This window comes from Streptomyces zingiberis, from assembly GCF_012034935.1.
GTDB lineage: Bacteria > Actinomycetota > Actinomycetes > Streptomycetales > Streptomycetaceae > Streptomyces > Streptomyces zingiberis.
Map to the genome: position 1 here is coordinate 73569 of NZ_JAATEN010000022.1, position 22023 is coordinate 95591.

Here is a 22023-nt window from a genome sequence, read left to right on the forward strand (position 1 = left end):
AGCCTCACCGCGCGGACACCGCGGCCGGCGGTGACCAGGCCCGCGCCCCGGGCCCTTCGCCCGGCCCCGCACCCGCTGCGGCCGTTCCTGTCCCCCTCTGAGCTGGGCCGCAGGTGCTCAGCGTTTCCCGCACGCCGGCCGTGGCCGAGGTCGGGGGAGCCCCACGGACGCCGCCCGCAGTGGTGGACGCAGGACTGCGCCGGCGGCGCCGTCAGGGGCCGTCGGAGAGGCCGTAGGCGGAACTCAGCCAGGAGCTGAGCTGGGTGCGGGAGCGGAGGCCCAGTTTGCGGTAGATGCGGGTCAGCGACGCCTCGATGGTCTTGACGCTGAGGAACATCCGGGCGGCGACCTCCTGGTTGGTGGCGCCCTCCCCGACGAGCACGGCGATCCGCTCCTCCGCGTCCGTCAGCACCCCCGCGAGGCCGCCGGGCGCCGCCCCGCCCGGGCCGGGGGACGGCTCGCGGGCGGTGGTCCCGGCTCCGGCGTGGCCGGGGACGGCGGCGGCCGCGCCGGGCGGGGCGGCCGGGCGGGTGGGTCCGGCCGGGGCGCCGGGGGACGTCTGGCCGGTGGTGGCGGGGGCCGCCGCGCCGGTCCGGGAGGGGGCCGCGGACGTGCCGTCGATCCGTGCCAGCAGCCGGGCCGCCTGTTCCGCCCAGGGCTTGGCGCCGTGCCGGCCGAAGAGGGCCAGCGCCTCACCGGCCGCGGTGCGGGCCGCGGCCGTGCGGCGGCGCCTGCGCTCCAGCCCGGCGCGGACCAGCAGGCAGTGCCCGTGTTCCAGGGGCTGGCCGAGGGCGGCGAAGCGGCGCGCGGCGCTGTCGAGCAGGGCGGCGGCCGCGTCCGGGTCCCCGCGGGCGGCGAGCAGCGCGGCCTCGGCGCGGTCGAGCCCGGCGAGGGCGCCCGCGCCGGGCGGAAGGCCGCCTCGCGAGGCGGTACCGGGAGGAGCGGTACCGGGGGGAGCGGCGCCGGGCACCACCGGCCAGGCGTCCCCCGGCGGGAGGGATTCCGGAGGGGCCCCGGCGGGGGCGGCTCCGGACGGGGAGGGGCCGGGGTGGAGGGCGCCCGGTGACGGGACGCCGGGCAACGAGGTTCCGGGCAACGAGGCCCCGGGCAACGAGGCCTCAGGCGTCGGGACACCGGCCGCCGGAGCACCAGGCGCCGGAGAACCGGGTGCCGGGACACCGGCCGGGGAGGGACCCGGGGATCCGGTGCCGTCCGGGGCGCCGCCGAGTTCGCGGGCGATGGCCTCACGCGCGGCGGCGAGGATCCCCGCCGCCTCGTCGTGACGGCCCAGGGACGTCAGCCCGGCCGCCAGGTCGCCGTGCCAGCGGAGCACCAGGGGCGCCGAGACGCCCTGCTCGCGCTCCAGTTCCCGGATGCGGAGCAGGGCCTCCACGGCCCGCCGGACGTCCCCGGTGCGCAGCCGTGCCTGTCCCAGGACGTGCAGATGGCGGCCCAGATAGATCGAGTCGCGCTCCTGTTCGGAGGCGCGTACCCCCCGTTCCGCGTAGGCCACGGCCCGCTGGACGGCGCCGCCCGCCAGTTCGGCGACGGCGGCGCTGTACCAGACGGGGCCGGGGCTGAGGGCGGCGTCCTCGGCGATGCGGATGGCGCGGTCGGCGAAGTCCAGGGCGTCCGCGCACCGGCCGAGCCGCGCGGAGACCTCGGAGAGGCTGCGCAGCACCTCCATGACCTCCTCGCCCTGGCCGCGTTCGGTCAGGGCGAGCATCCGCAGCAGATCCTGCCGGGCCTCCGCCAGGCGGTCGTCGAAGACGGCGAAGCGGGCCGCGTGGAAGCGCGGCGCCATGTGCAACCGGCCGTCGACGGCCGGCTGGGGCAGCGCCAGGGCGGCGGCCATCAGGGCGCGGTGGTCGGCGCGGCCCCGCACCCGGGCGGCGATGGCCTGGATGCACAGGGCCATGGCCTCGGTGTCGGTGTCCCCGGCGGCGCGGGCGAGCGCGGCGGCCCGCGCGGCCTCGGCGCCGCCGGGACCGGGCCGGCCGTCGACCATGGCCGCCCAGGAGAGCCGCAGCCGCAGCGGGGCCAGCAGCAGGGGGTCGTCCCCGGCGTCGACCAGGGCCGCGGCGAACACCTCGTCCCGCTCGGCGAGCGCCTGGCCCGAGAGGTCGATGAGCGCCACCCGGACGCGGACCCGCCGGCCGCGGTGGGTGTCCGCCGCCAGGACGGCGTCGGCCGCGCGGTGCACGACGCCCGGCAGCCCGGCCGCCGCGCCCACCTCGGCCGCGACGACCAGCCACTCCAGCCGTTCCGCCTCGAACTCGCAGGGGGTGCGGTCGGCGGCGAGCAGATACAGCTCGGCGGCGAGCCGGTGGGAGCCCTGGCGGCGGGCGGCCTCGGCGGCGGTCACCAGGGAGCGGGCCACCTCGGCGTCCGGGTCGGCGGAGGCGAGCGCCCGGTGCCGGACCCGTCCCGCGGTGTCGGTCACCGCGCCGGCCAGCACGGTGTGGGTGGCGGCGCGGTGCGCGGCGGACGCGGACTCCGCGAGCACGGTGCCGACGGCGGGCGGGGTGAACCGCAGCGCGCCCCCCTCGGTGACCAGCAGCCCGGCCTCCTCGGCGCGGCGGATGTCCTGGTCGGCGTCGGCGCGCCCGGCGCGCAGCAGCAGGTCGGCGGTGGGCCGGGTGGCGAGCGCCGCGACCAGCAGGGTCTCCCGGGTCCGGGTGGGGAGGGCGGCGACGCGATCGCCGATCAGCGCGTGCACGTGACGGGGCAGCGGCACGGGGCGGCCGTGCCGGGGCAGCCGCCCGGTGAACGCCCCGCCCAGCGCCAGCGCGAGATACGGGTTGCCGCCCGACTCGGCGTGCAGCGTGTTCGCCACCCGGGCGGGCAGGCCGTACTGGTCGAGCAGGTCGGCGAGTTCGTCGGGCGCGAGCGGCGGTACGGCGATCTCGACGGAGCCGGGCGGTACGGGCCACGGGGCCGGCCGCCCCCGGGGCGGGGCGGCCGGCCCCGCACCGGGGCCCGCACCCGGCGCGGCGAGGCCCGCGCCCTCCTCGGGCCGCTGCCCGGCCAGCACCGTGCGCACCGCGCCGCCGGCCAGCCGGCGCGCGCCGTAGGCGAGGGTGTCGGCGGAGGCGGTGTCGAGCCACTGCGCGTCGTCCAGGAGCAGCAGCACCGGACCGGCCTGCGCGCAGCGCGCCAGCAGCGTCTGCCAGGCGAGGCGGCAGGCGAACTGGGCGCGGCCACCGCTGACGGCGGGACGGTCGCGGAGGAGGACGCCGTCCATGGCGGCGCGCTGCGGTCCGGGCAGCGCGTCCAGCCAGTCGGGGGGCACCTGGCTCAGCAGCTCGGCCAGTACCGCGTAGGGGATCCACCGCTCCGTGGCGGTACCGGCGGCGCGCAGCACCAGCTCGCCGCGGCCGGCCGCCGCGCTGCCCACCGCCTCCAGCAGGGAGGACTTGCCGATGCCGCTCGGCCCGGTCAGGACGGCGCTGCCGCCGGCGGCGACCCGGGCCTCCACGGCGGCGAGCAGCGGCGCCCGCCCGACCAGAGTGGGCACGGGGCGGTAGGCGGCCGCGGCCGGCACGGCTGGGATGCCCGCGATGGTGTCCTCCCGGCTGGGAGCGGGACGGCACGGATAACGCGCCGACCATAAGCCAGCCCGGTGGGCACCGGCAATGGCGCCGTCGCCCTTCCCGGTGCCGGCCGGGCCGTGGGCGCCGGGGCCGGGGGGCCGGCCGGCGCGCGAACGGCGCCGGCGCCGCGAGGCGCCCGTCCCCACGCGCCTCGATCGCCGTGGAGGCCCGGTCCGGCCCGGGCGGGGGTTCCCCGGGCCGCGCCGGGGCCGGGCTCAGCCCGCCTGGGCCGTGGCGGCCTGGGAGGCCTGGGCCTCGCCGCGGTTGACGATGGAGTTGAACGTGTAGTCGGCGACGTCCTTGCCCGCCTGGCGCGCCTGGGTGTCCGCGGTGGTGACGGCCTCGCCCGAGGTGTAACCGGACACCGTGAAGTAGGCGTAGCGGCCCACGGAGTTGGCCGTCAGCCGGCACGCGGTGGCGCGGCAGAAGACCGGCACGCCCTCGCCCGCGAGGGACTGGATGTTGCCGGCGGCGTCCTCCTTGGCCTTGGCCGCCTGCGCCTCCGTGCCGAAGATCGCGATGCCCACGGTGACGGCGACGCCGTCCCGCGCGTAGGTGGCGCGGATCACCTGGTCGCAGCCGTTCTCCGTGAGGGCGGGGGCGAGCCGGGCGGAGGCCACGGTGGCGCAGTTGGTCACGCTGTCGGTGGCGCCCTTGGCGTAGGAGCGGCTGCTCATGGTCATCCGCTCGTCCGGGAAGAGCGTGGTGGCGCTCAGCGGGGCGGTGTCCTTCTCGGCGTTCGCGATGAACTCCCGCGGGTCCGGCGGTGGCGGCGGCTTCACCTCGGAGAACGACGGTTCGGGCTGCTGTGGTTCGCTCGGGAGCGCGTCCGGCGAGGGCAGGGCCCGCTCCCCGCCTTCGGCGTTACCGCCGTTGACGAGCCCGAAGGTGACGACCGAGGCCACGATCGCGGTGGCCGCCACCCCGCCGCCGATCATCAGCAGGCGCCGACGGCGGTTGCGGGCGGCCGTCCGGTCCGCCATGGCGCCCCAGTCGGGCGACGATGAATCGAAAGAACCTCCGGGCCCTGGAAAGCCCTGATGCCCAAAGCTCATAGGACGCATCTTAAACCGCTTGGTGCATGAGGAACCGACCGCCGACAACCTCCCTTTCTGGGCACGGGGAAGTGGCGCGGGCCGAGTACCGCCTGCCGGACGGCGGGACGTCGCCGGCCGGGGCGTCGATCCGGGGCGCCGGATCCGGGCCGGCGCGGTGCCCGTGGTGGCGTTCGTGGGCGGTGGGGGATCGGGCAGGGACGGTCTCGTCGCCCAGATCACGGCGGACTCGCCGCGCGCGGACGCTCGGTGACGGCCCGTGGGGACGGGGCGGGACGCCCGCTCCCGGTGGGGTGGCCGGACGGTGCGGGAACTCCTGGGAACTCCTGGTCCCCGTGGCGCCGCCGCGGATCGGGGCGGCGGCCGGCCCTGCCGGCCCGTCCGCCGTCCGTCAGCCGCCGTCCGTCAGCCGCCGTCCGTCAGCCGCCGTCCGTCAGCCGCCGTCCGTCAGCCGCCGTCCGTCAGCCGCCGTCCGCCAGCCGCCGTCCGTCAGCCGCCGTCCGTCAGCCGCCGCCCGGTCCCGGCTCCGGCTGGGGGGTGGGCTGCGGGGTGACCGCCGGACCGGGCGGGGGAGCGGACGGTGGCCCGGGTATGGGGTCCGGGGTGGCCGCCGGGCGGGCCGGGCCGGGGATCGCGACGGCCGGCCCGGGGGCAGTCCCCGGCCCCGCCCGGCGCCCGCGCAGCACCGTCCCGGCGCAGGCCGTGCCGACGCACCCGAGCGCCAGCCACTGCGCGGGCGCCAGGTGCTCGGCGAGCACGGTGGTGCCCGCGATCCCCGCGCACACGGGCTCCAGGCTCTGCAGCACCCCGACCGTGCGCGGTGGCAGCCGCCGCAGCGCGGCCAGCTCCAGCGAGTACGGCAGCGCGGTGGCGAGGACGGCCACCAGGGCCCCGGTCAGCAGCACCCGGGTGTCCAGCAGCGCGCTCCCGCTCTCCGCCACGCCGAAGGGCACCGTCAGCACGGCCGCCCAGGTGACGGCGAGCGCCAGCGGGGCCCCGCCGCCCCGGGTCCCGGCCCGCCGGCTGAGCAGCAGGTAGCAGGCCATGGAGACCCCGGAGGCCAGGGCCAGCACCACCCCGGGCAGCGGGGCCCGTACCCCGCCGGGTGCGTGGAAGAGCCAGACGCCGAGCCCGGCGAGGGAGGCGAGCAGGAGGTCGCCCGTCCGCCGGGACGCCAGCAGGGCCAGCGTCACCGGCCCGAGCAGCTGAAGCGCCGACACGGTGCCCAGCGGCAGGTACCACAGGGCGGGATAGACGAGGTTCATCCCGGCGATCGCCGTGCCGAAGCCGAGGACGAGCAGCAGGTCCGCCCGGGTGCGCGGCAGCGCCGGGCGGTGGACGAGCAGGAGGACCACGGCGGCCAGGCCCAGCCGCAGGGCCATCACCCCCAGCGGCCCCACCACATCGAACAGCTGTTTACCCACGGCGAGTCCGAAGTGCACGCTGAGCATGCTGCCGAGCACCAGGGCAGGGGCGGTCGACTCCCTCATCCCCCTAGGCTCGGTTGGGCCAACTATGGACGTCTATCGAACATTTGGGGTCGAATTCCTTTAGCATTACCTTTGTGGCGGATCGTCCGGTGACGGAACGTGGCGGGTGTCACCCTCTCGCGGGACCGCCTGTCCTCCGGCCTTCCGCTCCTCCGGCCCGGACGGCGCGGGCGGCCGGGCGGAGGGCTGCCGGGCGGGCGCCCGCGCCGGCCGGATCGCTCCGGCGCCGTCATGTGGCCGTCGCCCGCCCCGGTCCGCCCCGGTCCGGTCCGCCCCGCCGTCCCGCGGGGGTCCGGAGCGGCCCGGTGGCGGCCCGGGGCCGGTCCGGGGTCCTGCCCGGGGCACGCCTCGGAGGCGTTTTGACCGGCGTGGCGCCTCCCCGGTATCCTGCTGGTTCGTTATGCGTATTGGCTTGCTCCATCTCACGTGAGGGGCCCTTACGCCGGTCCACCGGGCCGACACCAGCAGCGGGCGCACGGGCCGCGTCACCCGTTCCCGCAGGGCTGTCGTGGTCGTCCAGGTGACCTTGTCAGGACCTTCCCCACCGGCCCTTCCGGGCCCGGGGAGCCCCATCACTGCAGAAGCGAAGGCTAACGACCGTGCGTACGTACAGCCCCAAGCCCGGCGACGTCCAGCGCCAGTGGTACGTCATCGACGCCACCGACGTGGTTCTCGGCCGCCTGGCCTCCCAGGCCGCCACCCTGCTGCGCGGCAAGCACAAGCCGGTGTACGCGCCGCACGTTGACGCTGGTGACTTCGTCATCATCATCAACGCCGACAAGGTGCACCTCTCCGGCAACAAGCGGACCCAGAAGCTGGCCTACCGCCACTCGGGCTACCCCGGTGGTCTGCGGTCCGTCCGCTACGACGACCTGCTGGCGAAGAACCCGGAGAAGGCCGTCGAGAAGGCCATCAAGGGCATGATCCCCAAGAACACGCTGGGCCGTCAGGTCCTCTCGAAGCTCAAGGTCTACGCGGGCTCCGAGCACCCCCACGGGGCCCAGCAGCCCGTCCCGTTCGAGATCACCCAGGTCGCGCAGTAGTACCGGCCACCCCCGAGACAAGAGAGAACCGAGGAGAATCGTGGCCGAGACCACCGCAGAGACCCCCGTCGCCGACGTGGAGGAGACCTCCGCCGTCGAGGAGACGTCCGCCGAGGAGACCCACGGCGCCGAGGAGACCCACGGCGCTGAGGAGTACACCACCGAGTCGCTCGCGTCCCGCTTCGGCGACCCCCAGCCGGCCTCCGGCCTGGGCCGCCGGAAGAACGCCATCGCCCGCGTGCGCATCGTGCCGGGCAGCGGCCAGTGGAAGATCAACGGTCGCGCCCTGGAGGAGTACTTCCCCAACAAGGTGCACCAGCAGGAGGTCAACGAGCCCTTCAAGGTGCTGGAGCTCGACGACCGCTATGACGTCATCGCCCGCATCCGCGGCGGCGGCACCTCCGGCCAGGCCGGTGCCCTGCGGCTGGGCGTCGCCCGTGCGCTGAACGAGGCGGACGTCGACAACAACCGCGGCCCCCTCAAGAAGGCCGGCTTCCTGAGCCGGGACGACCGGGCCGTGGAGCGGAAGAAGGCCGGTCTGAAGAAGGCCCGCAAGGCTCCGCAGTACAGCAAGCGCTGACCGCTCACCCGCGGTACGACTCGCCCCGGCGGCACGATCCGTGCCTGCCGGGGCGTTCGTCATATGGTCTGACAGGGGTGTGGTGTCGTCTCTTGCCGTCGAGGGAGGACAAGAGAGGACACGGCACCCCAGGACCGGCATCCTCCGGCCCGCGGCCCCACGGTGCCCGCGGCCCGGCTTCACCTTCAGCGATCACGGAGGACACCAGTGGGACGACTCTTCGGCACGGACGGTGTGCGCGGCGTCGCCAACGCGGACCTGACGGCGGAGCTCGCGCTCGGCCTCTCGGTCGCGGCGGCGCACGTGCTCGCCGAGGCGGGGACGTTCGAGGGCCATCGGCCGACGGCGGTGGTCGGGCGTGATCCGCGCGCGTCCGGGGAGTTCCTGGAAGCCGCCGTCGTGGCCGGGCTCGCCAGCGCCGGCGTGGACGTGCTCCGCGTCGGGGTGCTGCCCACCCCCGCGGTGGCGTATCTCACCGGCGCGCTCGGCGCCGACCTCGGCGTGATGCTCTCCGCCAGCCACAACCCGATGCCCGACAACGGCATCAAGTTCTTCGCCCGCGGCGGCCACAAACTCCCCGACGAGCTGGAGGACCGCATCGAGGCGCTCCACGGCTCGCACGGGGCCGGGGAGCCCTGGGACCGGCCGACGGGCGCCGGGGTCGGCCGGGTCCGCGCCTACGACGAGGGGTTCGACAACTACGTCGCCCACCTGATCGGCGTGCTGCCCAACCGGCTCGACGGCCTGAAGGTGGTGCTGGACGAGGCCAACGGCGCCGCGTCCCGGGTCTCCCCGGAGGCGTTCGCGCGGGCCGGCGCCCAGGTGATCACGGTCGGCGCCGACCCCGACGGGCTCAACATCAACGACGGCTGCGGCTCCACCCACCTCGCGCACGTCCGGGACGCCGTCCTGGAGCACGGCGCGGACCTCGGCATCGCCCACGACGGGGACGCCGACCGCTGCCTGGCCGTGGACGCCGAGGGCAACGAGGTGGACGGCGACCAGATCATGGCCGTCCTGGCGGTCGGCCTGCGCGAGCGGGGCGCGCTGCGGCGGAACACCGTCGTCGCCACCGTCATGTCCAACCTGGGCTTCAAGCTGGCGATGGAGCGGGAGGGCATCTCCCTGGTGCAGACGGCGGTCGGTGACCGGTACGTGCTGGAGGAGATGAAGAAGGAGGGCTACGCGCTGGGCGGCGAGCAGTCCGGCCACGTCATCATCCTCGACCACGCCACCACCGGCGACGGCACGCTCACCGGCCTCATGCTCGCCGCGCGGCTCAGCGCCACCGGCCGGAGCCTGCGCGAGCTGGCCGCCGTGATGGAGCGGCTGCCGCAGGTGCTGGTGAACGTCCCCGACGTCGACAAGTCCCGGGTGGACTCCAGCCCCGAGCTGGCCGCCGCCGTGGCCGACGCGGAGCGGGAGCTCGGCGCCACCGGGCGGGTGCTGCTCCGCCCCTCGGGCACGGAGCCGCTGGTCCGGGTGATGGTCGAGGCTCCCGACACCGAGCAGGCCCGCTCGGTCGCGGCGCGCCTCGCCGACGCGGTGAAGTCGGCGCTGGGCTAGGCGGCGCCGGGCCGGGCGGCGTTCCGGAAGCGGCGCGTCCGCCCGGGGGCGGATCCACCCGCGGGGTGCGTCCGCCGGCAGGGTGAGTCCGCCCGCCGGCGGGCCCGGCGGCGCCCGGCGCGTCCGGTCCCACGGTGGACGGGCGCATCGGCGCGGGGCTCGCCCCGGGACGGGGTGCACCGGGCCGCGTCCGGCCGCGCGGCGAGCGTGCGGTGGCCGGGCGGTGGACGGGCGGGACACCGCCGGGGCCCGGCGGGGGAGCCGGCGGACCGTCCAGGTGCGGCCGGGGTCGTCACCGGGTTCCGCGCTGGGTGTGCCGGGCCCGGGTCAGGGCCCGGAGCGGGCGGTGTCCCGGGCGGCCAGGGCGCGCTCCCGCCGCTTGGTCCGCTCCAGCAGCAGCCGCTGGGCGATCATGGTGAGGGTGCCCGCGACGAGGATGCCGCTGAGGTTGACCACGAGTTGCAGGCTCGAGCCGCGCAGCTCCGGCCCGTCGCCGTAGGCCAGCGCGACGGCGGCGTTCGCGGCCGCCGGCACGGTCGTCACCGAGATCGCCACCCCGATCAGGGCGCCGGACTTCGCCGAGGTCAGGGAGAGCGCCCCGGCGATTCCCGCGAGGAGCGCCACCACCAGCGAGAGCCGGCCCGGCTGCCAGACGAACTCCGTGGTGCCGCGCCTGCCCCCGAGCATCCCCGCCGAGAACAGGCCGGCCGCGTCCAGTGCGAGGGTGCCCACCGTCGTCAGGGCGATGGCCACGGCGAACCCGGTGACCAGCGCGGACAGCGACCGCGCCGCCTGCCGTGGCCGCCACTGCGCCAGCGCCGTGCTCACCCCGGACAGCGGGCCGAACTCGGGGCCGACGGCCATGGCGCCCACGATCAGGATGGCGTTGTCCAGCATCACGCCGCAGGCCGCGATCATCACGGCGGTGGTCATGAAGGCCAGGTAGGTGACGGAGACGGTGGACTCCTCGTGGGTCAGCTCCGAGAGCGACTCCCACAGCACCGCGTCCGCCGGTTCCCCCGGCGCCTCCCGCTCGGCCCGCGCGGACCGCTCGGAGAGCGACAGGACGGCGTCCTGGAGGACGATCGAGCCGTCCCGGGCCAGGCCCAGCGCGCGCAACTCGTCGATCAGCTCGTCGGCGGCCTCCCGGGCCACCTCACAGAGCAGCAGGTCGCCGGGCGGCTGCCGCGCGGCCCCGGCCACCACCGCCAGGTGCGCGGTGCCCACCGACCGCTCCAGCACCTCCGTGACCTCGCCGGTCCGCTCCGCGGGGCAGATGATCCGCAGCTGAAGCATGCGCCGCACCTTAGGGCCTGTCCGGCGGATCGTGCCGGAGACGCGGGCTCCGCCGGGCCCATCCGCGCCGCCGGCGACCGCCGCCGACCGCCGCCGCCGATCGGCGGCGTTCCCGTGCCGCCGGCCCGCTCCTCCGCCACGCGGCCCGGCCGCACCGGCCCCCGGGGCCGCCCCGTCGCGCGGGACCGGCGCGGCGCCGCGCGCCACCCGGCGGCTCAGAGTTTGCGCAGGCTCAGCCGCCGCACCTTGTGGTCCGCGCCCTTGCGCAGGACCAGGCCCGCGCGGCCCCGGGTGGGCAGGATGTTCTGCTCCAGGTTGGGCCGGTTGATCGTGCTCCACATGGTGCGGGCGTACTCCAGCGCCTCGTCCTCGGAGACCTGGGTGAACTTCTTGAAGTAGGAGGACGGGTCCTGGAAGGCCGTGGCGCGCAGGGCGCGGAAGCGGTCCAGGTACCACCGCTCGATGTCCTCGGTGCGGGCGTCGACGTAGACGCTGAAGTCGAAGTAGTCGGCGAGGCCGACCCGGGTGCGGCCGTCGCGGCCGGGGAGCGCGGGCTGGAGGACGTTGAGCCCTTCGACGATGAGGATGTCCGGGCCGCGGACGGTCAGCCGCTCGCCCGGGACGATGTCGTAGACCAGGTGGGAGTAGACCGGCGCGGTGACCTCCGGGTGGCCCGCCTTCACCTCGGCGACGAAACGGGTCAGCGCCCGCCGGTCGTAGGACTCCGGGAAGCCCTTGCGGGACATCAGACCGCGCCGCCGCAGTTCGCCGTTGGGCAGCAGGAAGCCGTCGGTGGTCACGAGCTCGACGCGCGGGTGCTCCGGCCACCGTGCCAGCAGCGCCTGGAGCAGCCGCGCGACCGTGGACTTGCCGACGGCGACGCTGCCCGCCACGCCGATGACGAACGGGGTGCCGGGCTGGACGCCGGGCACGCCGGCGCCGCCCGTGCCCCCGCCCGCGCCACCGGGCCCGTCCCCGGCGTCCCCGGTGCCGGTCAGGAAGGTGTTGAGGGCGCCGCGCAGCCGTCCGGTGGCGGCCACGTACAGGTTGAGCAGCCGGGAGAGCGGGAGGTAGACCTCCCGCACCTCGTCCAGGTCGATGACGTCGCCCAGCCCGCGCAGCCGTTCCACTTCGTCCGCCGTCAGCGGCAGCGGGGTCCGCTCGCGCAGGGCGCTCCACTCGGCACGGCCGAGGTCCACATAAGGGGTGACATCGGGGCGGCGTCGCTGCTGGGGGTCGGTGAGGGGCACGGGCCCCATTGTGCGCGGGGACGGGACGGCGCCGGCGGGCCGGGGGTGGGGCCGCGCATCCGGCGGTGTCACCCGCACGGCCGCCACGGGTTCTCCGCCCGCCCTACACAAGATGTTCGCCGGGCCCTAACGTTCGGGGGCGGAACACCGGCCGCACGCCGCCCCGGCCCGGCCGGCCCGCACCCGATCAGGGGGGACACCATGTCCGTTTCCGCCCACCGTCCCGCCCGGCTGTTCGGCCACGCCTTCGGCCGGAGACGGGACGGCGGCGCGCCGGTGGCCGCCCGTCCCGCCCCGCCGGCCTTTCCCCACCCGGCCCCGGAGGCGGCCGGGCGGATCGTCAGCGACCTCGCCGACGAACTGCCCGACGAGGATCTGATGGAGGACCTCGACGACTGCCTGGACCTCTACCGGACGGGCACCAAGCCGAGCTGCGAGGAGTCCGAGTACCTCTGGCTGCTGCGGGACGCCCGGGACCGGATCGACCGGAGCCGCTGAACGCGCGGCCGAACGCGCGGCCGAACGCGCGGCCGGGCGGCCGGGCGGGCGTGTGCCTGCCCGTGTCCGCCGCGCCCGTGTCCCGCGGGGCCCGTCCCGGCCCGCCCGCCCCGGTCCGTTCCGCGCTCGTCCGCCCCGCCGGGAGCTCCCGTTCCGGACCGCGCGCCGCGGCGCCCGGTGCCCCCGCCCGGGTGGCCGGGTGACGGCGTACGGGCGTGACCCGTCACACGCGGGTGCGTAACCGCCGCCCCCGAGAGCGCGGGCCCCCGGGCCGGGGCCGTAGGCTGCGGGGCATGTGCGGAATCGTTGGGTATGTGGGAGGGCAGTCCGCCCTCGACGTCGTCATCGCCGGTCTGAAGCGGCTGGAGTACCGGGGGTACGACTCCGCGGGGGTCGCCGTCCTCGCGGACGGGGGGCTGGCCGCGGCGAAGAAGGCCGGCAAGCTCGCCAACCTGGAGAAGGAGCTGAGCGACCGTCCGCTGCCGAGCGGCACCACCGGCATCGGCCACACCCGCTGGGCCACCCACGGCGCGCCGACCGACGCCAACGCGCACCCGCACCTGGACAACGCGGGCCGGGTCAGCGTGGTCCACAACGGCATCATCGAGAACTTCGCCGCGCTCCGCGCCGAGCTGTCCGAGCGGGGCCACCGGCTGGAGTCGGAGACCGACACCGAGGTCGTCTCCCATCTGCTGGCCGAGTCCTTCTCCGCGGGCGGCGACCTGGCCGAGGCCATGCGCCAGGTGTGCCGCCGGCTGGAGGGCGCCTTCACGCTCGTCGCCGTGCACGCGGACGAGCCGGACGTGGTGGTCGGCGCCCGCCGCAACTCCCCGCTGGTGGTGGGCGTCGGGGAGGACGAGTACTTCCTCGCCTCGGACGTCGCCGCGTTCATCGCGCACACCCGCGAGGCGATCGAGCTGGGCCAGAACCAGGTGGTCGAGCTGCGCCGGGACGGCGTGACCGTCACCGACTTCGACGGGGCGCCCGCCGCCATCCGCGAATACCACGTGGACTGGGACGCCTCCGCCGCCGAGAAGGACGGCTACGACTACTTCATGCTCAAGGAGATCGCCGAGCAGCCGAAGGCGGTCGCCGACACCCTCCTCGGCCGGATCGACGGGTCGGGCACGCTCCTCCTGGACGAGGTGCGCATCCCGCCGTCCGAGCTGCGCGAGGTCACGAAGATCGTCATAGTGGCCTGCGGCACCGCCTACCACGCCGGGATGATCGCGAAGTACGCGATCGAGCACTGGACGCGCATCCCCTGCGAGACGGAGCTGGCCAGCGAGTTCCGCTACCGGGACCCGATCCTGGACCACCGCACGCTGGTCGTCGCCATCAGCCAGTCCGGCGAGACCATGGACACCCTGATGGCGCTCCGTCACGCCCGTGAGCAGGGCGCCCGGGTGCTCGCCATCTGCAACACCAACGGCTCGACCATCCCCCGTGAGTCGGACGCGGTGCTCTACACCCACGCCGGCCCCGAGGTGGCCGTCGCCTCCACCAAGGCGTTCCTCACCCAGCTCGTCGCCTGCTACCTCGTCGCGCTCTACCTCGGGCAGGTGCGCGGCACCAAGTGGGGGGACGAGATCGGCTCCGTCATCCAGGAGCTCTCGGCCATCGCCGTCCAGGTCGAGGAAGTGCTCGGCACCATGGAGCCGGTGCGGGAGCTGGCGCGGAGCCTCGCCGACAAGAACACGGTGCTCTTCCTCGGCCGGCACGTCGGCTTCCCGGTCGCCCTGGAGGGCGCGCTCAAGCTCAAGGAGCTCGCCTACATGCACGCCGAGGGCTTCGCCGCCGGCGAGCTCAAGCACGGGCCGATCGCGCTGATCGAGGAGGACCTGCCGGTCGTCGTGGTGGTGCCCTCGCCACGCGGGCGCTCGGTGCTGCACGACAAGATCGTCTCCAACATCCAGGAGATCCGGGCCCGCGGCGCCCGCACCATCGTCATCGCCGAGGAGGGCGACGAGACGGTGGTGCCCTACGCGGACCACCTGATCCGTATCCCGCCGACGCCGACGCTGCTCCAGCCGCTGGTCGCCACGGTGCCGTTGCAGGTCTTCGCCTGCGAGCTGGCGACCGCCCGGGGCAACGAGGTGGACCAGCCGCGGAACCTGGCGAAGTCGGTGACGGTCGAGTGATCATAGGCGTCGGGATCGACGTCGCCGAGATCGCCCGGTTCGCGGCGGCGCTGGACCGGACGCCCGCCCTCGCCGAACGGCTGTTCCTGGCACGTGAACGGACGCTGCCGGGCGGTGAGCGGCGCGGTACCGCCTCGCTCGCCGCCCGCTTCGCCGCCAAGGAGGCGCTCGCCAAGGCGCTGGGCGCCCCCGGTGGCCTGGCCTGGACGGACGCGGAGGTCGTCACCGCCCCCGACGGCCGGCCCACGCTGCGCGTGACGGGGACGGTCGCCGCCTGCGCCGCCCGGCTGGGCGTCACCGGCTGGCACGTCTCGCTCAGCCATGACGCGGGGATCGCCTCGGCGGTGGTCATCGCCGAGGGGTGAGACGGCCCCGGACCCCGGGAGCCGAAGCGGCGCGGGGCGGCGGTGGGTTGCCGCCGTTGGGGGCGGGGCCCGCCGCGGCCGGCCCCGCCGCCCGGCCCGTTCCCCGGGCTCCCCGGCCCTCCCGGCCTCCCCTCGGGCCCCGTCCGCCGCCGCGCGTTTCCCCGGCCTCCCTTCGGCCCCCTCTTTCCGCCGCGCGTTTCCCCGGGCCCCCTCCGGGTCTTCCCACCGGGCCCGGTCCTCCCGCCGGGCCCGCCCCGGCACCCGCCGCCCTCACCCGGCCGGCCGCGCTCCGCTGGCCCGCCGCCGTGCCGCTTGCCAGGCTCGGCCGTGGTGGGCGCCGGCCGGATCCTCCGGCGCCCGCCTCCGGGCGGTTCCCGGCGCGCGCCGTCACGCGGCGTCCCGGGAGCCCGGGAGAGCCGGGGCCCGCTGCGGGGCCCGGTGAGCCCGCGCCAGGCCCCGGACGATTCCCGACGGGCCCCGACCAGGTGGAGAGCACGATGGAGATGCCGATCGTCAACGACTGCGCGGCGACCGCCTGCGCGTACAACCGGGAGAGCAGCTGCCACGCGCGCGCCATCACCGTGGGCGACCCCGGGCACGCGCACTGCGACACCTTCACGGACGGCGCGCCCAAGGGCGGTGATCCGATGGCCACCGGCCGGGTGGGGGCGTGCAAGATGTCCGACTGCCGCCACAACGACCAGCTGGAGTGCCGCGCCCCGGGGATCACCGTCGGCCTCCGGCAGCACATGGCCGACTGCATGACGTACGAGCCCGCCTGACGGAACGTTCGCCGGGGCGCCCGCCGCCCGGTTCCTCCGCCGTGCGGTGCGGGGGGAGCGCCCGGGCCGGGCCGGCCGGGACACTGGGGACCATGAGAACTGCGTACAGCGTGGAAACCGTACGGGCGGCCGAACGCGCGCTGATGGCGCGCCTTCCCGAGGGAGCGCTCATGCTGCGCGCGGCGGCCGGGCTGGCGGCCGCGTGCGCCGGCGTGCTGGGCCGGGTCTCCGGGGCCCGGGTGGCGGTGCTGGCCGGCAGCGGCGACAACGGTGGTGACGCCCTGTACGCCGGGGCCCGGCTGGCCCGGCGCGGGGCGGCGGTCACCGCCGTCCTGCTCGCGCCGGACCGCGCGCACCCCGGTGGCCTGGCGGCCCTGCGCGCCGCGGGCGGACGGGCCGTGCCGGCGGCGGCGCCGGGGCCGGAGGCCGGGACGGGGGACGCGCCGGGTGCCGGCGGCACGCACCGTGCCGCCCTGTCGGCGGTCGGCCGGGCGGACCTGGTCCTGGACGGCATCACCGGGATCGGCGGGCGGGGCGGGCTCCGCCCCGCCGCCGCCGCGCTGGCCGCCGCCGCCCGTGACTCCGGCGCGGTGGTGGTGGCCGTCGACCTGCCGAGCGGTGTGGACGCCGGTACCGGTGAGGTCGGCGGCGCCGCCGTACGGGCCGACGCGACCGTCACCTTCGGCGCCTGCAAGCCGGGGCTGCTGATCGACCCGGGGGCCGGCCACGCCGGGGCCGTGCGGCTGGTCCCCATCGGGCTGGAGCCGTTCCTCCCGGCCACGGCCGAGCTGGAGGCGCCGCAGCACGCGGACGTGGCGGCGTTGCTGCCCACGCCGGGCGCGGAGAGCGACAAGTACCGGCGCGGGGTCGTCGGGGTGGTGGCCGGCTCGGCGCGCTACCCGGGCGCGGCGGTGCTCGCCGTCGCGGGCGCGCTGCGCGGCGGTTCGGGCGCCGTGCGGTACGTCGGCCCGGCGGGGGACGCGGTGATCGCCCGCTTCCCGGAGACGCTGGTGAGCGCCGGCCCGCCGGCCAAGGCGGGCCGGGTACAGGCGTGGGTGATCGGGCCGGGCCTCGGTGAGGGGCCGGACGCCCGCCGCGCGATGAAGGACGTCCTGGCCTCGGAGGTGCCCGTCCTGGTGGACGCCGACGGGCTGCGCCTGCTCGACCGCAAGCAGGCGCGGCGGAGGAGGGCGCCACTGCTGCTCACACCGCACGCCGGGGAGGCGGCGGCGCTGCTCTCCGTGGCGCGCGAGGAGGTGGAGGGCGCGCGGCTGGCGTCCGCGCGCCGGCTCGCGGCGGAGTTCGGCGCGACGGTCCTGCTCAAGGGGTCCACGACGCTGGTGGCGGACGCCGAGGGGCCGGTACGGGTCAACCCGACCGGCACCGGCTGGCTGGCCACGGCCGGCACGGGCGACGTGCTGTCCGGGCTGACGGGCTCGCTGCTGGCGGCCGGGCTCGCCCCCCGGGAGGCGGCGTCCGCGGGCGCGTATCTGCACGGCCTGGCCGGACGGCGGGCAGCGGGGCGCACAGGGGCGCCCATCGGGGCGTCCGAGGTGGCGGCGGCCCTGGCGGGGGCCTGGGCGGATGTGGCCTCCGGCAGCGACGGCTGACGCGCGGTCCGTACGGCCGGGCGGGACGGCCCGGACGGCCGCCGGGCCGCGTCGGCACGGGCCGCGGGCGCCGTCCCGGCTGACGTCCCCCCGGCCTCCTTCCCGGCTTCCTTCCCGGCCTCCGCCCCGGCTGACGCCCCGCCATGGGCCGCAAGGACGCAGCGCCGCAAGGACGCAGCGCCGCCCGGGCCGCACGGCCGCCCGGGCCGCACGGCCGCCCGGGCCGCACGGCCGCACGGGCCGCACGGCCGCACGGGCCGCCCCGGGCCGCGCTGCCGGGCGTGCGCCGGGCGGGGGTGTGTCCTGGCGCAACCGGGTGGGCTCCCGGGCGCGCCGGTGTGCCGCCGCGGGCGGGGCGGGATGCCTCACTCCGTTCTGATCATCAGATGGATCGGCCGGACGGGTGAGGCCGCCGCGCCCGGTCCCCGGCGGCGAGGCGGAGCGGACATGGGTCCTGCGGGAAGGTGCGGGCGCTGGACGGCCGCGGTCGCGGCGGTGCTGTCGCTGGCGGGCTGCGTTTTCGCGGTGGCGGAGCATGCGCCGCCGTCCCCCACGGAGGACAACCGCCCCCGGCAGGAACGCACGCACGAACCGACGGGCCCCTCCGGCACGGCCGGCCCCGGCGGAACCGCCGGCCCCACCGGGCCGGGCGCGTCCCCGGGCCCCGGCGGGCGGCCCGCCGGGGAGCGCACGCCCGCCGAAGGGCGGCACGGACCCCAGCGTTCCGGCGCGTCCACGGCCGGCGCGCCCTCCGGGCCCTGTACGGCGCGGACGGGCCCGTACCAGCGCACCGTCGAACGGTTCCTGGGGCTCACGGTGGACGGCCGGCAGTCGGAGGCCGACTGCCGCGCGATCCGGGCCTGGCAGCACCGCGAAGGGCTGGACCCGGCCATCGGCTTCGCCGGCCCGGCGGCCCGCGACCACGTCCGCCGCCTCACCGCGCGCCGGGTGCTCGCGGACGCCCGCCGCGACCCGAACGCCGCCGGCCGGTGTCCGGTGGTCCGTGAGCGGGTCGCCTGCGTCGATCTGGCGCGGCAGTTGATGTGGGTGCAGCGGGGGCGCGAGGTGCTGATGGGGCCGGTGCACATCCGCACCGGCAAGGCGGGCCGGCCCACCCGCACCGGCACGCACCGGGTCTTCTGGCGGAACCGGGACCACTTCTCGACGCTCTACAAGACCCCGATGCCGTATGCCCAGTTCTTCGACGGGGGACAGGCGTTCCACGCCGTCCGCGACGACATCCACGACCCGGCCGGCGGTTCCCACGGCTGTGTGAACCTCACCCGGCGTGACGCGCGGCGCCTCTGGGACACGCTGCGGATCAACGACCAGGTCTACGTCTGGGGCCGCCGCCCGGGCACCTGACCCGGGCGCCGTGGTCCCGCGCCTGCCCCGCCCCCGGGCGTGGCGCCGGGCCCCGGTGAGACACTGGGGCCGATGAACGATGAGCTGCGGGCCCGTGCCGAGATCGACCTCGGCGCAATCCGGGCCAACGTCCGGGCGCTCCGGGACCGCGCCCCCGGCGCCGAGCTGATGGCCGTCGTCAAGTCCGACGCCTACGGCCACGGTGCGCTGCCCTGTGCCCGCGCGGCCCGGGCCGCCGGGGCCGCCTGGCTCGGCACCGCCACCCCGCAGGAGGCGCTGGCCCTGCGCGCGGCGGGGGACACCGGGCGGCTGCTGTGCTGGCTGTGGACCCCGGGCGGCCCCTGGCGCGAGGCGATCGAGGCGGACGTCGACGTCTCGGCGAGCGCCGGGTGGGCGCTGCGGGAGATCGTGGCCGCGGCGCGCGCGAGCGGCCGCACCGCCCGCGTCCACCTCAAGGCCGACACGGGGCTCGGCCGCGGCGGCTGCCCGCCGCACGACTGGGCGGAGCTGGTGGCGGCGGCGCGGGCCGCCGAGGCCGAGGGTGTGCTGCGGGTGACGGGCCTCTGGTCGCACTTCGCCTGCGCCGACGAGCCGGGCCACCCTTCCATCGGCGCCCAGCTCGACGTCTTCCGCTCCGCGCTGGCCACCGCCGAGCGGGCCGGGCTGCGCCCGGAGGTGCGGCACATGGCCAACTCCCCGGCGCTGCTGACGCTGCCGGAGGCGCACTTCGACCTCGTCCGCTCGGGCATCTCCCTGTACGGCGTCTCGCCCGGCCCCGAGGTGGGGCACTCCGCCGACTTCGGGCTCCGCCCGGCCATGACGCTCGCCGGGCGGCTGGCGAGCGTCAAGCGGGTGCCGGGCGGGCACGGCGTCAGCTACGGCCACCACTACGTCACCCCGGGCCCGACGACGCTCGCGCTGGTCCCGCTCGGTTACGCCGACGGCATCCCGCGCCACGCCTCCGGCACCGGGCCGGTGCTGGTGGGCGGCAAGTGGCGGACGGTCGCGGGCCGGGTCGCGATGGACCAGTTCGTGGTGGACCTGGGCGGCGACACGGCCGCGGCGGGCGACGACGCCGTGCTGTTCGGCCCCGGCGACGCGGGGGAGCCGACCGCCCAGGACTGGGCGGTGGCCGCCTCCACCATCGCGTACGAGATCGTCACACGGATCGGCACCCGGGTGCCGCGGGTGTACGTCGGCGAGGGCGCCGGCTAGCGCCGGGAGGGGGCCGGTTGGCGGCGGGGCGGCGCGGCCGGGAGGGCCGGGGGCCGGCGCGCGGGCGGCACCGGACGGCGCGGGACCCCGCGTGGGTGGATCCCCCGGCGGGCCCCGGCAGGCCCCGGCAGGCCCCGGCCGGGATTCGCCGGTGCTCCGGGGATCGCCCGGCCCGGCGTGCGGGGCATACGCACCGTGTGACGGTTGAGCCGGTGGGAACGACAGCGACGACGGCGTCTCGCGGGCCGGGCGGGCCGGGCGGGCCGGCGGGGCCGCCGGCCCCGGCCGGTCGCGGCGTGCTCCACGGCGCGGCGGCGGGCGGTGGCCGGCCGGCCACCGGGCCGGACCTCCCGGCCGGCGTCACCCGGGCCCCGGCCGGTGGCAGGGTGGAGGACACGGCGGACGGCCCGGCGGGCGACACGCCGGACGGCCCGGCCCGCGGCACGGCGGGGTGTCCGGCGGACGGCCCGGGGTGCGAGGCGGCCGGCGGCCCGGGGGAGGATCGGCCCCACGGGCGGACGCGGCACCGCGCGCACGGCCCGGGAGGCGAACTGGTGAACGCACGGACGGACAGGAGTGGCAGGACGATGGCTCAGACAACCGCGGGCGACCCCGCGTCCGGCGCGGCTCTCGACGCGGCCGCGGCAGCCGTGGACGCGGCGGCCGCCGCCGCGGGCCGGCGCGGCTGGCGCCGTGCGGGGCTGGCCGGGACGGCGCTCGGCGTGGTCGCCGCCGGAGCCGCCGCGGGCGTCGCGCTGGAGCGTTTCACCGTCCACCGCGGCATGCGCCGCACGGCCCGCCTCGCCCTGGACACCGCCGGACCGTACGGCACACTGCGCGGCACGCCCGGCGAGGCCGTGGCCGACGACGGGACGGTGCTCCGCTACGAGGTCCACGAGATCCACGAGATCCGCGAGGGCCGCGAGTCCCGGGGCGCTCACCCGCCCCGGCACCCCGAGCCGTTCCGCACGCCGGGCACGGCCGGCACGGCGGGAAGGCCGGGAGTGGCGGGAGATCCCGGGCCGGCGGGCACCCGGCAGACGCCCGGCGCCCCCGGCACGCCGCCACCCCCCGGCGCCCCGGCCACGTCCCGCCGCCCCCGGCGCTCCCGCCGCCCCTTCGGGCGCCGCGCTCCGGCCCCGCTCACCGTCGTCTTCTGCCACGGCTACTGCCTCAACCAGGACTCCTGGCACTTCCAGCGGGAGGCGCTGCACGGCGCGGTCCGCACGGTCTTCTGGGACCAGCGCAGCCACGGCCGCTCCCGGCGCGGGGTGGCGCAGGCGGAGGGCGTCCCGCTCACGATCGACCAGCTGGGGCGCGATCTGCGGGCCGTGCTGGACGCCGCCGCGCCCGAGGGCCCCGTCGTGCTCGTCGGGCATTCGATGGGCGGGATGACGGTGATGGCGCTGGCCGCGCACGACCCGGAGTACGTCCGCGAGCGGGTGGCGGGCGTCGCGCTCGTCGGCACCTCGGCGGGCGGCCTGGCCGAGATCGACTTCGGGCTGCCGGTGGCGGGGGTGAACGCCGTGCGGCGGATACTCCCCGGCGTGTTCCGGGCGCTGGTCTCCCGGGTGGACCTGGTGGAGCGGGGGCGCCGGGTGACGGCCGACCTCTTCGCCGGGATCGTCGAGCGCTACTCCTTCGGCTCGCGGAACGTGGACCCCGCGATCACCCGTTTCGCCGAACGCATGATCGAGTCCACGCCGATCGACGTGGTCGCGGAGTTCTACCCGGCGTTCCAGGAGCACGACAAGGCGGAGGCGCTCGCGGCCTTCGCGGAGCTGCCCGTCCTGGTGATCGTCGGTGACCGCGACCTCGTCACCCCCGGCTCGCACAGCGACGCCATCGTGGCGGCGCTCCCGGGGGCCGAACTGGTGATCGTGCCGGACGCGGGCCATCTGGTCATGCTGGAACACCCGGAGACGGTGAACGCGCGCCTGGCGGAGCTGATCTCCCGTGCGGACGCGGCCCCGCCGGCCCGGCGCCGCCGCGCACCCCGGGCGCCCCGCCTGCCCCGCCCCTCCCGGCCGGTCCAGGGCTGAGGCGCTCCCGTCCCCGGGCCGGGACGGGGAGCGGACCCCGGGCGGTGCCGTGCACTGCCGCGTCGCGTGGCCGTGCCGCGTGCTACTGCCGCCGCCGGGGCCCGTGGGCTCGTACCATCGGCCGCAGTGACG

16 protein-coding genes are annotated in these 22023 nt (G+C 77.3%); 11 read left to right on the forward strand and 5 right to left on the reverse strand.

The window, feature by feature from the left end; all coding sequences use genetic code 11:
• Positions 1-211: 211 nt before the first annotated feature.
• The 3 genes from HCK00_RS28240 to HCK00_RS22605 all read right to left on the reverse strand — a co-directional run bounded on the left by HCK00_RS28240 (position 212) and on the right by HCK00_RS22605 (position 6138).
• Complete coding sequence (locus tag HCK00_RS28240) at positions 212-3517, reverse strand: AAA family ATPase (protein WP_168103863.1); 3306 nt, start codon at positions 3515-3517, stop codon at positions 212-214.
• A gap of 291 nt (positions 3518-3808) precedes the next feature.
• Positions 3809-4648, reverse strand: coding sequence for a hypothetical protein (locus HCK00_RS22600; protein ID WP_168103864.1), 840 nt, complete (start codon positions 4646-4648; stop codon positions 3809-3811).
• Between the two features lie 503 nt (positions 4649-5151).
• A complete protein-coding gene (locus tag HCK00_RS22605) occupies positions 5152-6138 on the reverse strand; it encodes an EamA family transporter (RefSeq protein ID WP_168103865.1) in 987 nt (328 codons plus the stop codon).
• 599 nt (positions 6139-6737) lie between these two features.
• On the opposite strand from HCK00_RS22605, the gene rplM reads away from it, so the two are divergent.
• The 3 genes from rplM (at position 6738) to glmM (ending at position 9327) form a co-directional block, all read left to right on the forward strand.
• Entirely contained in the window at positions 6738-7181 is a 444-nt protein-coding gene (gene rplM, locus HCK00_RS22610; protein ID WP_168103866.1) for a 50S ribosomal protein L13, read from the forward strand.
• Positions 7182-7221: 40 nt separating this feature from the next.
• A complete protein-coding gene (gene rpsI / locus HCK00_RS22615) occupies positions 7222-7761 on the forward strand; it encodes a 30S ribosomal protein S9 (protein ID WP_168103867.1) in 540 nt (179 codons plus the stop codon).
• 207 nt (positions 7762-7968) lie between these two features.
• The gene (gene glmM / locus HCK00_RS22620) at positions 7969-9327 is read left to right on the forward strand and encodes a phosphoglucosamine mutase (protein ID WP_168103868.1); all 1359 of its coding nucleotides are present in this window, start codon (positions 7969-7971) and stop codon (positions 9325-9327) included.
• 327 nt (positions 9328-9654) lie between these two features.
• Here glmM and HCK00_RS22625 read toward each other — a convergent pair whose 3' ends face one another.
• Positions 9655-10623, reverse strand: a complete 969-nt coding sequence (locus HCK00_RS22625; RefSeq protein WP_168103869.1) for a DUF389 domain-containing protein — start codon at positions 10621-10623, stop codon at positions 9655-9657.
• 215 nt (positions 10624-10838) lie between these two features.
• Positions 10839-11882 (reverse strand): type I pantothenate kinase, encoded by a 1044-nt coding sequence (gene coaA, locus HCK00_RS22630; RefSeq protein ID WP_168103870.1) that lies wholly within the window; start codon positions 11880-11882, stop codon positions 10839-10841.
• A 192-nt stretch (positions 11883-12074) separates the two neighbouring features.
• Between coaA and HCK00_RS22635 the strand changes: the two genes are divergently transcribed.
• From HCK00_RS22635 to HCK00_RS22670, 8 genes are all read left to right on the forward strand, one after another.
• Positions 12075-12371 carry a hypothetical protein gene (locus HCK00_RS22635; RefSeq protein WP_168103814.1) on the forward strand — a complete coding sequence of 99 codons (297 nt, stop codon included), beginning with the start codon at positions 12075-12077 and terminating at the stop codon, positions 12369-12371.
• Positions 12372-12664: 293 nt separating this feature from the next.
• Positions 12665-14512 (forward strand): glutamine--fructose-6-phosphate transaminase (isomerizing), encoded by a 1848-nt coding sequence (gene glmS / locus HCK00_RS22640; RefSeq protein ID WP_168103871.1) that lies wholly within the window; start codon positions 12665-12667, stop codon positions 14510-14512.
• Positions 14509-14877: a holo-ACP synthase gene (locus tag HCK00_RS22645; RefSeq protein ID WP_168103872.1), complete on the forward strand. Its 369-nt coding sequence runs from the start codon at positions 14509-14511 to the stop codon at positions 14875-14877. The genes glmS and HCK00_RS22645 overlap by 4 nt, the downstream gene beginning before the upstream one ends.
• A 497-nt stretch (positions 14878-15374) precedes the next feature.
• Complete coding sequence (locus HCK00_RS22650; RefSeq protein ID WP_168103873.1) at positions 15375-15659, forward strand: DUF1540 domain-containing protein; 285 nt, start codon at positions 15375-15377, stop codon at positions 15657-15659.
• Between the two features lie 92 nt (positions 15660-15751).
• On the forward strand, positions 15752-17269 hold the full coding sequence (locus HCK00_RS22655; RefSeq protein ID WP_168103874.1) for an NAD(P)H-hydrate dehydratase: 1518 nt from the start codon (positions 15752-15754) through the stop codon (positions 17267-17269).
• 447 nt (positions 17270-17716) lie between these two features.
• Positions 17717-18634: a L,D-transpeptidase gene (locus HCK00_RS28245; protein WP_168103875.1), complete on the forward strand. Its 918-nt coding sequence runs from the start codon at positions 17717-17719 to the stop codon at positions 18632-18634.
• Between the two features lie 72 nt (positions 18635-18706).
• Positions 18707-19849, forward strand: a complete 1143-nt coding sequence (gene alr, locus HCK00_RS22665; protein WP_168103876.1) for an alanine racemase — start codon at positions 18707-18709, stop codon at positions 19847-19849.
• Positions 19850-20436: 587 nt separating this feature from the next.
• A complete protein-coding gene (locus HCK00_RS22670; RefSeq protein WP_168103877.1) occupies positions 20437-21891 on the forward strand; it encodes an alpha/beta fold hydrolase in 1455 nt (484 codons plus the stop codon).
• Positions 21892-22023 lie beyond the last annotated feature (132 nt).